The sequence below is a fragment of the Pseudomonas putida genome (assembly GCF_028682455.1).
Taxonomy (GTDB): domain Bacteria; phylum Pseudomonadota; class Gammaproteobacteria; order Pseudomonadales; family Pseudomonadaceae; genus Aquipseudomonas; species Aquipseudomonas putida_AA.
On record NZ_JANHLD010000002.1, the window covers coordinates 763,689 to 777,793 of the forward strand.

At 65.2% G+C, this 14,105-nt stretch carries 10 protein-coding genes and 1 pseudogene; 2 read left to right on the forward strand and 9 right to left on the reverse strand.

Going from position 1 to position 14,105, the window contains the following annotated elements:
- Nucleotides 1-58 precede the first annotated feature (58 nt).
- From NPS58_RS14125 to NPS58_RS14160, 8 genes are all read right to left on the reverse strand, one after another.
- Nucleotides 59-1,540, reverse strand: a complete 1,482-nt coding sequence (locus NPS58_RS14125; RefSeq protein WP_274115969.1) for an aldehyde dehydrogenase family protein — start codon at nucleotides 1,538-1,540, stop codon at nucleotides 59-61.
- 55 nt (nucleotides 1,541-1,595) lie between these two features.
- Nucleotides 1,596-2,639, reverse strand: a complete 1,044-nt coding sequence (locus NPS58_RS14130; protein ID WP_274115970.1) for a zinc-dependent alcohol dehydrogenase — start codon at nucleotides 2,637-2,639, stop codon at nucleotides 1,596-1,598.
- 58 nt (nucleotides 2,640-2,697) lie between these two features.
- The gene (locus tag NPS58_RS14135) at nucleotides 2,698-3,285 is read right to left on the reverse strand and encodes a hypothetical protein (protein ID WP_274115971.1); all 588 of its coding nucleotides are present in this window, start codon (nucleotides 3,283-3,285) and stop codon (nucleotides 2,698-2,700) included.
- An 18-nt stretch (nucleotides 3,286-3,303) separates the two neighbouring features.
- Nucleotides 3,304-4,740, reverse strand: a complete 1,437-nt coding sequence (locus tag NPS58_RS14140; RefSeq protein ID WP_274115972.1) for an APC family permease — start codon at nucleotides 4,738-4,740, stop codon at nucleotides 3,304-3,306.
- A gap of 230 nt (nucleotides 4,741-4,970) precedes the next feature.
- Nucleotides 4,971-7,349 carry a TonB-dependent siderophore receptor gene (locus NPS58_RS14145; RefSeq protein ID WP_274115973.1) on the reverse strand — a complete coding sequence of 793 codons (2,379 nt, stop codon included), beginning with the start codon at nucleotides 7,347-7,349 and terminating at the stop codon, nucleotides 4,971-4,973.
- Nucleotides 7,350-7,365: 16 nt separating this feature from the next.
- Nucleotides 7,366-8,085: a siderophore-iron reductase FhuF gene (gene fhuF / locus NPS58_RS14150; protein ID WP_274115974.1), complete on the reverse strand. Its 720-nt coding sequence runs from the start codon at nucleotides 8,083-8,085 to the stop codon at nucleotides 7,366-7,368.
- Complete coding sequence (locus NPS58_RS14155; protein ID WP_274115975.1) at nucleotides 8,082-9,749, reverse strand: cyclic peptide export ABC transporter; 1,668 nt, start codon at nucleotides 9,747-9,749, stop codon at nucleotides 8,082-8,084. The genes fhuF and NPS58_RS14155 overlap by 4 nt, the downstream gene beginning before the upstream one ends.
- A gap of 143 nt (nucleotides 9,750-9,892) precedes the next feature.
- Nucleotides 9,893-10,888, reverse strand: coding sequence for a FecR family protein (locus tag NPS58_RS14160; RefSeq protein WP_274115976.1), 996 nt, complete (start codon nucleotides 10,886-10,888; stop codon nucleotides 9,893-9,895).
- A gap of 178 nt (nucleotides 10,889-11,066) precedes the next feature.
- Between NPS58_RS14160 and NPS58_RS14165 the strand changes: the two genes are divergently transcribed.
- Together NPS58_RS14165 and NPS58_RS14170 are read left to right on the forward strand one after the other, a co-directional pair.
- Nucleotides 11,067-12,413: a lysine N(6)-hydroxylase/L-ornithine N(5)-oxygenase family protein gene (locus tag NPS58_RS14165; RefSeq protein WP_274115977.1), complete on the forward strand. Its 1,347-nt coding sequence runs from the start codon at nucleotides 11,067-11,069 to the stop codon at nucleotides 12,411-12,413.
- A gap of 65 nt (nucleotides 12,414-12,478) precedes the next feature.
- Nucleotides 12,479-13,051, forward strand: a pseudogene (locus tag NPS58_RS14170) (GNAT family N-acetyltransferase); the annotation flags it as partial.
- Nucleotides 13,052-13,103: 52 nt separating this feature from the next.
- Here NPS58_RS14170 and NPS58_RS14175 read toward each other — a convergent pair.
- Entirely contained in the window at nucleotides 13,104-14,072 is a 969-nt protein-coding gene (locus tag NPS58_RS14175) for an alpha/beta hydrolase (protein ID WP_274115978.1), read from the reverse strand.
- Nucleotides 14,073-14,105 lie beyond the last annotated feature (33 nt).

Below are 14,105 nucleotides of genomic sequence, written 5' to 3' on the forward strand. Positions count from 1 at the left end.
TGAGGGTCCGGGGTGAAAGGTGGCGCATGACAGTCTGGTCAGCACGCCACCGGCGCACTTACTTAAGGTACCAGCCCCAGGCCTGGTCGCTGTCGTAGCGGGTAATCTGTTTGATTTCCAGGTAGTTGTTCAACCCCCACTCGCCCAGCTCGCGGCCAATGCCACTCTGTTTGTAGCCGCCCCATGGCGCCTCGGTGAAGGTTGGCTGCGAACAATTGATCCAGACGATACCCGCGCGCAGCTTGCGCGCCACCCGTTCGGCGCGGGCCAGGTCTTTGGACATCACCGCCGCGGCCAGGCCGAAGCGCGAGTCGTTGGCGCAGCGCACCGCCTCGGCTTCATCGTCGAACGGCCGCAGGCACACCACCGGCCCGAAGATTTCCTCGCGCCAGATCCGACTGCCGAGCGGTACATCGGCGAAGATGGTCGGCTGCAGGTAGAAGCCCTGGTCAAGACCGGCCGGACGCCCTCCCCCGTACACCAGCCGGGCGCCGTCCTCCTGGCCGCCGGCAATGGCGCTGCGCACCTTGTCGTACTGGCCCTTGCTCACCAGTGGCCCGAGCAGCACGCCGTCGTCCAGGCCGTTGCCGATGCGGATCTTCTCGGCCTCCTGGCGTAGCCGTTCGAGCAACGGCGCATAGAGATCCCGCTGGACCAGCACCCGCGACGTGGCGGAGCACACCTGCCCCTGGTTCCAGAAAATGCCGAACATGATCCATTCGACCGCCGCCTCGACATCGCTGTCGGCAAAGAGGATGAAAGGCGACTTGCCACCCAGCTCCAGGCTGATGTTCTTGATGTCGTTCGCGGCGGCCTGCATGATCCTGCTGCCGGTGGGCACGCTGCCGGTGAAGGCCAGCTTGTCGATTCCCGGATGCTCGGCCAGCGCCGCACCGGCCTGCTGGCCTAGGCCCGGCAGCACATTCAGGACGCCGGCGGGCAGCCCGGCGGCATCGGCGATGCGCGCCAGCTCCAGCGCCGTCAAGGGCGTCAGTTCAGACGGCTTGAGCACCATGCAGCAGCCGGCCGCCAGGGCCGGTGCGACTTTCCAGGCGGCCATCAGCATAGGGAAGTTCCACGGGATGATCGCCCCGGCCACGCCCAGCGGCTCCTTGCGAACCACCGAGCTGAAGCGCTCATCGGCCAAGGCCACGGCGTGCTCTTGCTGGTCGTCCAGGCCTTCAGCGAGGTCGGCGTAGAAGTCGAAGCAGCCCGCGGTATCACCGATATCCCACAGCGCCTCGGGCAGCGGCTTGCCGTTATCGCGCACCTCAAGTTCGGCCAGCGCCTGCTGGCGATCGCGGATGCCCTGGGCAATCCGCCGCAGCACGGCGGCACGCGCCGATCCGCTCATCTGCGGCCAGGGCCCCTCATCGAAGGCCCGGCGAGCGGCCTGCACGGCCAGGTCGACGTCGGCGGCGGTGGCAGCGGCCACCCTGGCGATCAATACCTCGCTGCTCGGGTCGATGCTATCGAAGGTCCCGCCTTCGACCGGTGCCACCCATTGGCCATTGATGTACAGCTGAGTATCGGCATTCATGATTGAGCTCCAAGCAAGCAGCGCCGTTGGCGCTCGCGCGCCAACGGCACCAGGATCAGGAAATTTTCAGCACCTTGCGGCCCACTACGGTGCCTTGGCGAATCTGCTCGAAAATGTCGCCGATCTCGTCCAGGGTGGTCAGGCTCGCCTGCACCGCGACCAGGCCATTGGCGGCGAACTCCACCGCTTCATGCAGGTCTTGCCGGGTACCCACGTTGGAGCCGCGGATCGACAGCTCCCAGTTGACGATGCGGTCGATGGAACTGCGCACTTCATCGGCGGCGCCACCCGGCTGGCCGATGTAGATCGCCGTGCCACCGGGCCGCAGCAGCTTCACGGCCAGCTCGAATGCCTTGTTGGACGTGGCCGTCACCAGCACACCGTGTACGCCGCCCAGCTCTTCGTGGATCGCGCCTTCCGGGTCCTTCGTCACGTTGTACACGCGCTCGGCACCGAGGCGGTGGGCCAGCTCCAGTTTCTCGTCACTGACATCGACGGCCACCACCCGCAGGCCCATGGCCTTGGCATACTGCACCGCGACATGGCCCAGGCCGCCGATGCCGATCACGGCCATCCACTGCCCCGGACGGGCGCCCGAACGCTTCAGCCCGCGATAGGTCGTGACCCCGGCGCAAAGGATCGGCGCCAGCGCATACAGATCGGCCCCCTGCGGTACTTTTGCCACGAACGCCGCCGGTGCAATCATGTACTCGGCATAGCCGCCAGGCTTGCTGTAGCCGGTGGCCTCGCCTTGCTTGCAGATGGTCTCCATGCCCGCGCGGCAGTACTCGCAGGCCCCGCACGCGCTGTACATCCATGGCACGCCAACGGTGTCGCCGACCGAGTAGCCGCTCACACCCTCGCCCAACCGGGCAATGTGCCCGGTCACTTCATGGCCGGGAATCAGCGGCAGGTTGGGCGGCGTAGGCCAGTCGCCATCGCAGGCATGCACGTCACTGTGGCACACGCCGCAGGCCACCACCTTGATGAGAATCTCGCCAATGCCCGGTTGCGGGATCGGCAGCTGCTCAAGGTTCAGCGGCCCGCCCAGTTCGCGAAGAACAGCGGCGGTCATGGTTTTCTGGTTCGAGTCCAACATAGCGAGATCCTCATGAAGTAACGTTTTTGGCAACACTGCGACTGATCGATCAGCACGCTCAGCTGGCGAGTGCCACGCAGCGGCTGGCTTGCAGCGACAAACCGATGTGATGAATGAGCAGCACCGTGCTGTCCACTTCCGCGGGTGTAGGTTGGCGCCCGTATTTCACCGGTGGGATGAGCATCCAGACGAAGTCGCCATAGTTGGGGCTCAACACCACCTCGCAGGTTTTGTCTGTCGGGTGGTAATGGATACTCAAGCCCCCCAGCTCCATGGCCTTGCACAGCGGTAGCACCACGGCACTGGCGTTGAGCGGGTCGCACAGTGCCGTGCTGTTGCGGTCGCCGACGAAACTCGCGGTTCGGCTCGAAGGCTTCCAGCCGCGATAGCGCAGGTGAATCCTCATCGCCGTGGGGCCCAGGTCCACCGCGACCTTCCAGCGCCAACGGCAGGTATAGATGCGCCCGATCACCTTGCTGGACAAGCGATGCTCCAGCACCAGATCGTCAGCGGCCAGCCGGTGGTCAAGGCCCGACACGGCACGCAGGCCATCGCCAACGTCCTGCGCCATGTACTGGCCAAAGCGTGAAACCGTGTCCCGCAGCATCTGTTGCGCGCGACGGTCGATGATCGAATAGAGATCCATGCTGACTCCGTCGTCGGGTTACTGGCGTTTCAACTGGGCGAGCATGTCAGCCTCGACCCGGTTGCCGGGCTCGTCCAGCGACTCGGAGCGGTGCACGATCCGGCGCAGCACTTCGTCGAGGGGCAACGGCTGGAACAAGGCCTGCCCGGTCTTTTTCAGGTAGATGACGCCGAACGCCAGGATCAGCGCCGAGCACACCACGGCAATCCCCAGTACCTGGGAATCGGCGACCAGCGAGCCGATCATGTACAGGCACGCGGCGATACCGACCAATTGCGGCAATGGGTAGAGCGGCGTGCGGAAAGGACGATGGGCCTTGGGGTACTTGGCCCGCAGCACCAGCACATTGACCTGGGCGATCAGGTACGACATCAGCCAGGTGGTGCAGGCCACGCTGATCATCATGGTGATCAGGCCGATGTCGGCTTGGTTGGCCATGGCGTACACCAGCACGATAAGGATCAGCGCTACAACGAAGAAAATACTGAACCAGGGCGTCCTCGCCGTGGGGTGCAGCCAGGAGAAGATCTTCGGCAACATCCCTTCCCGTGACAGGCCGTAGAGCATGCGCGGCACGGCGATCAGGTAGGTGTCGCAGGTGGTCACCGCCGCCAGGATCGAAATGCTGCCCATCAGGATCAGCCCGGGCTGGCCGAGCATGGCCGCGGCGCCATCGACATGGGGGATGGTCGAGGCCGCCAGTTCTTCCAGCGACAGGTAGCGGGTGATGCTCAGGCCAAACAGCAAGTCGACCAGCCAGATGCTCGCGCAGCCGAAGATCATCGCCAGGGGGATGGTACGGCCGGGGTTCTTGACCTCTTCGGCCAGGGGCGCCACGAACTCCATGCCGATAAACAGCCAGATGGCCAGGCTCAGGTGGCCGAGCTGGTCTTGCCAGGGGCCCACGGAGAATGCCGGTTGCTCGGCCAGGGGCGCGGCGGTCTGAAAGCCCGACAAGCCCCAGACCCCCACCAGGCCCAGCATCAGCATCATGGCGATGGCCAGCGTGGTCTGCACCCGGCCGAACAGATCCACGCCCTTGAGGTTGATGGCCACCAGCGCCGCCAGGATGCCCAGGGAAAACATGTACCACGGCCACCCGGTCAATCGCTCCAGCGACTGGCCGCCGATGATCATGTTGGTGCCGCCGTCCGTGCCGACCAGGACGATGTAGCCGGCCAGTACCGCGAACAGGGCCGGCAGCTTGCCCAGCGCCGGCAGCGTGTACTCGCCCACCATGCCGGCCCCCGGCAGCATGGCCGCCAGCTCGGAGTACGACATGGCGATGCACAGGATCACCACCAGGGCCGCCAGCGCCACCAGGCTGAATGCAGGCCCCGAAACACCGTAGCCATTACCCAGCGCCACCATCGCCGTGCCCGAGACGACCAGGCCTACCGATGTGGAGTAGGCAGCCCAGAACCCCAGGCTTCGGCTCAACTTCAAACTACTCATAACGCACCTCTCCACTATTGTTTTTTTAATGACAAGCGGTGTGACGTAAACAGGAAGTGGGGTAACGCTATCAATGCAGCCCTGAAGCTGTACATACACCGACGGGGGTAGACGCGGGAGGAAGGCGTGGCGAAGCCTGGAGGCGCAAGCCGCCAGGCTCGGTCAAGGAATGCGGATGGGGATGGGAAGCGAAGGGCCGTACTGTCGAGCACGGCCCAGGACGTGCGGACCTACCAGTTGTAGGTCACGGTGCCGTAAACGGTGCGCTGCTGGCCGTACTGGCAACCCACGGTGCTGAAGCAGCCTGCCACGTAGTCTTCATCGAACAGGTTGGTGGCGTTGAGCGACACCTCTACACCGTCGAGCGACGCGTCGAGCTTGCCCAGTTGGTAGGCGACCAAGGCATCGACCACGGTATAGCTGTCGACCTTGAAGCTGTTGGCCGAGTCACCGAAGGTGCTGCCCACGTAGCGGGCGCCGGCGCCGATGCGCAGCCCTTCGAGCGGGCCGCCCTGGACGTTGTAGTCGCCCCAGATCGAGGCCATGTGCTCGGGAATCCGGAACGGCGTGTTGCCTTTGTTGCCGACATCGGACTTGGTGACTTCGACGTCGTTCCAGGTGTAGCTGCCGATCAGGTTGAAGCCCTGGGTTATCTCGGTCTTGCCTTCCAGCTCGATACCCTTGGAGCGCACCTCGCCTTCCTGGCGCGAGAAGCCGCCGACGTTTTCGGTGGCATTCTCCTTGGTCAGGTCAAACGCCGCGATGGTGTACAAGCTGTTGCTGCCTGGCGGTTCGTACTTCAGGCCCACCTCGTACTGCTTGCCGACTTCCGGGTCGAGCTGCGAGTTGCTGGCGGTGATGCCCATGACCGGCAGGAACGACTCGCTGTAGCTGGCGTAGGGTGCCAGGCCGTTGTCGAACAGGTAGACGATACCGGCGCGGCCACTGAACTTCTCGTCCTTCTGGGTCTGCGGGTCGCGGTCGTCCTTCTGGTTGCTGGCCCAGTCGTAGCGCCCGCCGAGCAGGAACACCCAGTTGTCGATCTTCAATTGATCCTGCAGGTACACGCCGGTTTGCGACAGCTTCTGCTCGTAGCTGGTGGCGCTGAACGGGATAAAGGTCAGCGGTTCGCCATAGACGGGATTGAACACGTCGAACGACTGCAGGATGAAGTTGAGCGACTGGTCCTGGTCGAACTTGCCATTGTTGTAGTCGACGCCGGTCAGCAACGTGTGCTCCACCGGCCCGGTGGCGAAGTTGGCCTGCACCTGGTTGTCCATGGTGAACAGGCGGCCATCGCCCTTGCGCTGGTCGTTGTAGCGCGAGTACAGATCGCCCACCGGACCGAACAGGGCGATCTCCGAGCTGGACTGGCGGTAGTCGCTGTAGCGAACGTTCTGGCGCAGGGTCCAGATCTCGTCGAGGCTGTGCTCGAACACGTAGCCCAACGAGGTCTTCTCGTTGGTCATGAAGTCGTAGGCGCTGTCGCCGACGTAGGTATCGCGATCCAGGCGTCCACGCGGGTCGCGAAACACAGTGCCCTGGGCCGGCAGCGGGTTGGCGAAGTTGCCGGTCTGCTTCTGGTATTCGCCGAGCACGGTCAGCTCGGTGTTGGCGCTGGGACGATAACTGATCGCCGGAGCCAGGTACTCGCGGCGGTTGGTGATGTGATCGGCCTGGGCATCGGCTTCGCGAAACAGGCCGGTCAGGCGATAACTCCAGATCCCTTCTTCGTCCAGGGCATCGCCCAGGTCGAAGGCGCCCTGCTTGTAATCGTGGTTGCCCATCTGCAGCTGCACTTCGTGCAGCGGCTCGGTGGTCGGCCGCTTGCTCACCAGGTTGATCTGGCCACCCGGGTCGGAGGCGCCATAGAGCACCGAGCTGGCACCGCGCAGCACCTCGATCCGCTCCAGGCCATAGGGCTCGGGGGCGTCCCAGCCAAGAAAGTCCGGCAGGAAGGTGCGAGTGCCGTCGCGCAGCATCCGCCCGGTGCCCTGCTGGAAGCCACGAATGGTCATCTGGTCGGTGACGAACTGCGGGCCGGCCAGCTCCGCGTTGATGCCGGGGGTATAGCGCAGGGCCTGCGAGACCGTCTTGGGCTGCTGGGCCTTGATCTGCTCACGGGTCACCACCGACACCGAATACGGCGTCTCGATGATCGGCGTATCGGTCTTGGTACCCGCCGACGCGCGCTTGGCCACGTAACCATCATCCGGGCTCACCGAGCTGTACGCCTGGCTGACCACGCTGGTGGTCGGCAGGGCAATCGCCGCGCCGTCGCCGCGGCTTTGCAAGGTCACATGATTGCCTTCGATCTGGTAGGCGATGTTAGTGCCCTGGAGCAACAGGCGCAGCGCTTGCTCAGGCTCCATCTGCCCGGCAACGCTACGGCTGCGCAAGCCCGATACGGTGTCCTGGCTGTAGATGATCTGCAGGTTGGCCTGGCTGCCCAGTTCGTACAAGGCCGAGGACAGCGACTTGGCCGCAATGTTGATCTGCACGGGTTCGGCCATCGCCGGCGTTGCCGTTGCCATGGCAAGCCCGAGGGTAGCGGCGGCGATGCCGCGACGCAGGCGCTGCGCCTGTTGATTCAGTGGATAGGTGCTCATGATGGTCCTGATGGATTTATGGTTGTGTTGGCAGGTTGTGTGGGTGCTTGCGCGGGGCCAGTGGGCAGACCGCACAGCGTTCGAACGCCAGGCGTTCGCGCAGGCAGCAGACCCGCCGCGAGACGCCGGCGGCGTCGCGGCGCAGGGCACCGCGCAAGGCATGACAGCCGCCCCCCTGGCGGCCATCGCGAAAATGCGCCCGCGCTTCCCCTAGCGCGCGGGTGGGTAGAAAACCCTGGGCTACCTCCAGGACCCAGTCGATACAAAGCGCCACGTTGCCCCAGAGCAAGCGCGGCGCCAGGCCGGTATGCCGAGCGAAGCGGCTGATAAAGGGCTCCAGCAACTGCACCTGCAGCGCCTCCAGCAGCTGCGCGCCATCGCCCTCGCCCGCCCGGGCCTGGCTCGACGGCGGTACATGCAACTCGCCGGGGGCGCCCTGGGCGTCCACGGTCATGCGCAACTGCCCCAGCTCCAGGCTCAGCGGCTCTGCGTACAGCAGCCGCGCCAGCAGCAACGGCGGCAGGATCAGCGCACTGCTTTGCTGGTGCCATTGCGAAGCCACCGCCCGTGGATCGGCCTGTGGCCAGTTGCGCGCATAGCGACCCAGCGCCTCGGCCAGCAGGTCCGCGTCCAGCCAGCGGCTGAGCAGCGGCGCCCCGCTGCCCGGCTCGATGCGCATCCGCGTTGCCAGCGGCTGCAGTGCCGGTGGCAGGCGCTGGGCCAGCGATGGGTTCACGTCAGCCCGACCTCGACGTTACTGGCGCGGTGCTGCACCAGGCGGCCGTTGTCGATGCGCAACAGCGTGTCGGCGGCGTCGAAGTAACGGTCGTCATGGGAAATCACCACGATGGTCTTGCCCAGGCGCTGCAGGTCCGGCAGCAACTCGGTGTAGAAGATGCGCCGGAAGGTCGGATCCTGGTCGGCGGCCCACTCGTCGAACACCAGCACCGGGCGATGTTCGGTCCACGCCTGCAACAGGGCCAGGCGCTTGCGCTGGCCGGTCGACAGGTCGAGGGTGGAGAAGCGGCCATCGTCGATGCGCACCTTGTGCGCGATCTCCAGGCGCTCCAGGTACACCATCGCCTCCTCGGGCACCTCTTCACCCTGTTGCACCAGGTCCTCGAACAGGAAGAAATCCGACAGCACGGTGGTGAACAATTGGCGATAGTCGTCACGCTGGGTTGCGTCGACTGGTTTGCCGTCGAGTAAAAGGCTGCCGCTCTGGGGGATGTACAAGCCCAGCAACAGCTTGATCAGGGTGGTCTTGCCCCCGCCGTTCTCGCCGACGATGAAGACGATCTCACCTTTGCGCATGGTCAGGTTGACCGGGCCGATGGCAAAGCCCGAGCTGCCCTCGTCGCTTGGATAGCGGTAGTGCACGTCACGCAGCTCGATGCTCGCGATATCGGTCGGCAGCGCCCTGGTGCCGGCCTCCTGCAGGTGCGGCTCCGGCGAGGCGAACTGCTCGGACAGCTCGGCAATCCGCCGGAACGCCACTTGCGCCCGGCTGATGGTCGGCAGCGTGCCGAGCAGATGCTCCAGCGGCCCCTTCATGTACAGCAACACCAGGATGAAACCACTCAGGGTCGCGGTACTGGTGCTCGGCCACATGGCCTGGAAACCCAGGGCAACGCCAATGACGATGAAGAACAGCGTCGAGCCGACCCCCTTGGCCACCACGAACTGGTTGATCGAGTTCACCTGCTTCTGGCAGATGCTGTCGGCGGTGCCCTCGATGCTTTCCTTGAGCAAGCGTTGGCGGCGCGGACGGTTGATGCGCAGCTCCTTGGCGCCTTCGGCGATCGAGCGATAGTGCTTTTGCAGATCGTCTTCCAGGTCGCGGGCCTCGAAGAAGCCCTTGATGCCCCGCGCCCGCGCGTAGTACTGCGCCACCGAGCCCAGCAGGATCGCCAGGGTGGTGGTGAGGAACATGCCCGGCGACAGCTGCACCAGGTACACCAGGCAGCCGAGAGTGACGCTGAACGATACCGCCAGCGGCGCGAAGGCAAAGGCAAAGTCGCTGATGGTGTCGACATCGTGGGTCAGAACCGGGATCAGCCGGTGGCTGCGGTAGCGCTCCAGTTGATCGATGGGCGCGCTGAGGATCTTCAGGCCCAGGCTCTTGCGCAGGCGGGCAATCACATGCTGGCCGACATAGTTGGTGCCGATGTCGGAGATCACCGAACCGAGCAGCGCCAGCACGCACAGCCCGGCAAAGCCCAACAGTACGCCGCGGCTGGCGCCACCTTCGGCGTGCAGGGCATGGTTGATGGTCGCCAGCAACCCGGTGATGCTCAAGCCACCGAGAATGCCCAGCACGGTCGAGACCAGCAACAGTGGCCAGAAGGGACGCAAGACCTGCGTCAATTCATGCAGGGTACTTCGTGCAGGTGCGCTCATCGTCTCGGATTCCAGGCTTGACGCCCGCCATCGACCAGTCCGCGGACGGCCGCGATGCGGGCGTGTTGAGGGGCATGCCTGATCGACGAATGAGGATGTGATTTATTCAGCGAATAATCGCAAAAGAACGGTCGGGGGGACTGTCAGCGCACCGAAACCAGGATCACGCCATCGCTGTGATGTAGTTTCACGGGCAGCACGTGGGGCAACGCACCGACCAGCTTGCCCAGGTCGGCGGTGTCGTAGATGCCGCCCATCCGCAGCTCGCCGACCTCGTTGCCGTCCAGTTGCAGGGGCACCTTGAGGTAGCGGTTTATCTGCGCGATGGCATCGCGCAGGCTGATGTCATCGAGCATCAGCCTGCCATTGCGCCAGGCCGCCGGGCGCGCCGGGTCGACGCGCTTGAGCTGCAGCGAGCGCCCCTGGCTGGCCACCGCCTGCATGCCGGCGGTCAGTTCGGCGCCCTGGTTGCGACCGTCGCCGCCCTCGCTGCGCGACACCAGCACGCTGCCCTCGGCCACGCTGACGGTCGTCTGCTCCTGGGCGGTCCAGACATTGAAGTGCGTGCCGGTAACCCGCACGCTGGCGTTGTCGGCATTGATCACGAACGGCTTGTCGAGGTCGCGCTGCACATCGAAGTAGGCCTCGCCGTCGCGCAGCAACACCTGGCGCTGGTCGCGAAAACCCAGGTAGAGCATGCCGGTGCGCTGGTTGAGTTCCACCTGGCTGCGATCGGGCAGCTGTACCTGGCGGCGCGCCTGTTCGGCCACGTAATAGCGCACGCTGCCCGGCAGCACACCCCACGACCACCCCGCGCCCCAGGCAGCGCCCGCGGCCAGCACCAGTACGGCCGCGCGGGCCAGCAACAGCGCAGTACGGCGTCGGCGCGTCCGGCCCACGCCCTGCCCGGTCAGACGCGGCGGCAACTGCTCGCTGACTTGCCAGACCTTGCACATGTTGGCGTACTCCACCGCGTGCGCCGGGTCGGCGTCGTACCAGCGCAGGAATTCGGCACGGTCGGCGTCGGTGCACTCCTCGAAATGCAAACGCACGCACCAGTCGGCGGCCATTTCGCTCAGGGCTTTGTTGGGCTGGGAGGGATTCGACATGGTGTGCAGGCAGCGCAAGAATTTCGCCAAGCTTACTCCATCCACTTTGCTTTTGCTGGACTTGCCCCCTAATTCGTTGCCCGATGCCCGCGTTGCATCGAGCACTTCTGAAGAACCTGCGCGTTCATTCGTCAAGCTGTTGAACGCTTCTGATGCGCCGTCCACATGGCCACACGCTCAGGGCACAACTTCAAAGGAGGATTCGCGAATGTCCCAGCGACAGTCCAGCAACAAGCCCTTCGACGTGATCGGCGTCGGCTTCGGCCCTTCCAACCTGGCCCTGGCCATTGCCCTCGAGGAACAGGCCGAGACGGCAGGCCGCCGGGCCCACAGCCTGTTCCTCGACCGGCAGACCGACTATCACTGGCATGGCGATACCCTGGTCAGCCAGAGCGAGTTGCAGATCTCCTTCCTGAAGGACCTGGTCACTCTGCGCAACCCCACCAGCCGCTACAGCTTCGTCAACTACCTGCAGCAGCACGGCCGCCTGATCGACTTCATCAACCTGGGCACCTTCTACCCGTGCCGCATGGAATACAGCGACTACCTGCGCTGGGTCGCCGGGCACTTCAGCGAGCAATGCGCCTACGGCAACCGCGTCGAGCGAGTCGAACCGGTGGTTGGCAATGACGGCAACATCGAGCTGCTGGATGTGATCTCGGTCGACAGCCAGGGCCGCGAGCACCGTCGACGCACTCGTTCGGTGGTGGTCGGCACCGGTGGCACGCCGCGCATTCCCGCCGTCTTCAAGGGGCTGCGCGACGATGGTCGAGTGTTCCATCACTCCCAGTACCTGAGCCGCATCACCCAGCAGCGCTGCGCACGCGGCGAGCCGATGCGCATTGCCGTGGTCGGTGGCGGGCAAAGCGCCGCCGAGGCGTTCATCGACCTCAACGACAGCTACCCCAACGTGCGGGTCGACCTGATCCTGCGCAGCGAAGTGCTCAAGCCTGCCGACGACAGCCCCTTCGTCAACCAGATCTTCGCCCCGGAAAACACCCACCTGTTCTTCAACCAGCCCGAGTCCGAACGCGAGCGGCTGATCAGCGAATTCCACAACACCAACTACTCGGTGGTGGACCTGAACCTGATCGAACAGATCTACGGCATCCTCTATCGCCAGAAAGTCTCCCAGCGTGTGCGTCATGCCTTCCGCTGCCGCACCCAGGTGCAGAGCGCCAATGCCGGCGAGCACGGTATCCGCCTGCACCTGCGCGATGTCGCCACCGGCCAGGAAGAAGCGCAACACTATGACGCGGTGATCCTCGCCACCGGCTACGAGCGCAAGTCGCACAAGGCCCTGCTGGCACCGCTGGCGCAATACCTGGGCGAGTTCGACGTCGAGCGCAGCTATCGGGTGCGCGCCACGCCGAACCTCAAGGCAGGAGTCTTCGTCCAGGGCTTCTCGGAGGCCAACCACGGCCTGAGCGATACCCTGCTGTCGGTGCTGCCGGCACGCGCCTGGGAAATCTCCGAGGCCTTGCTGGACATGGCCGAGGCCAGCGAGCATGGCCATCTTGAATTGCTCGACAACGTCTTGTCGGCCTCGGCCTGAAGGGAGCTGCCTGGATGAACATGACCACCGGACAACTAAGCCCCGCCAGCGTATCGACGCGCAGCAAGCCCCAGGGCGAGCTGTACCGCCGCTACGACGAGCGCCTGGGGCTATGGTTCTCGCTGCGCACGCTGGACATCGAAACCGACCTGGCGCGGTTCAACCGCTGGCAGAACAGCACCCGCGTCGCGCACTTCTGGCAAGAACAGGGCAGCCTCGACGAGCACCGTGAATACCTGCAGAAAGTCGCCGACACCCCGCATATCTTCAGCGTGATCGGCTGCTTTGACGACGAGCCCTTTGCCTATTACGAGGTGTACTGGGCCCAGGATGACCGCATCGCGCCGTTCTATCCGGCCGGCGAATTCGACCGCGGTATCCATATGCTGGTGGGTGAAGAGCATCACCGCGGGCCGGCCAAGGTCGATTGCTGGCTGCGTTCGCTGGTCAACTGGCTGCTGCTCGACGAGCCGCGCACCTGCCGCGTGGTGGCCGAACCACGGGCCGACAACGACAAGATGATCGGCTACATGAGCTCGGTGGGTTTCAGCAAGCACAAAGAGTTCGACTTCCCGCACAAGCGCGCCGCGCTGATGGTGCTCGAACGCGCCGACTTCACCCCGCCGCCCGGCCCCTGAGCTGCCCCCCTTGCCGGGCGCCAGGCGCCCGGCCCTCTTCCCTGCGTTGTCCTCAGTTGTGCAACGCCTGGGCCAGGCTGCTGGCCAGCTGCGCGTAGACCTCGTCGATTCCCGGCATGATTGCGCCCATGCGCAGCAGATCGTGGGTCGCGGGGTACTGGCGGCAGGTCACGCTCACCCCGGCCCTACGCAGGTGCTCGGCGTAGGCAACGCCTTCATCATGCAGTGGGTCATACTGGGCCAGCCCCACGAACGCCGGCGCCGCGCCCTGAACGTTCTCGCACAGCAGCGGCGAAAAGCGCCAGTCCAGGCGATCGGCCGGGGTGCGCTGGTACTGCTCGTAGAACCACTCCAGGGTCGCGCTTTCCAGCAGGTAGCCTTCGTCGAACAGGTCGCTGGAGACCGTCGTGCGCGAGGCATCGGTACTCGGGTAACACAGCAGTTGCAGGCGGATCTGCGGCCAGTCCCGGGGCGCACGCGCCGCCTGGATCGCCAGTACCGTGGCCAGGGTCGCCCCCGCGCTGTCGCCACCGACCGCCAGGCGGCTCACGTCCAGGCCCAGCGCGGGGCCCTCGGCCTGCAGCCAGCGCAAGGCATCCTCGGCATCGAACAGCGCGGTGGGGAAACGATGCTCCGGGGCCCGCCGGTAGTCCACGGCGAGCACCGCGCACGGGGTGCGCCAGGCAAGCTCGGCGCAGATGCCATCGTGGGAATCCAGGCCGCCCACCACATAGCCGCCGCCATGAAAGTACAACAGCACAGGCCACGGCCGGTCGCCGGCGACCTCGGGCAGGTCCTCGGGCAGATAGAGGCGCAAGCCGAGCGTGGCGCCGTCGCGGGTGCGCGCGCTCAACGCGCGCCGTGCGACCTGCTGGGGCAACGGCCAGGCCAGGCCCGCGGAGGCCTGCTCGAAGGATTCGCGGGCCGCCACCGCCGACAACGCATGCAGCGGTGGACGGCCGGCAAGCCGGCCCTCCTCCACCAGGTCGAGGAAAGCCGTGAGTTCAGGGTGCAATGACATGGTCCAGGTTCCTTGAAAAAGGGGTGGCGCGGC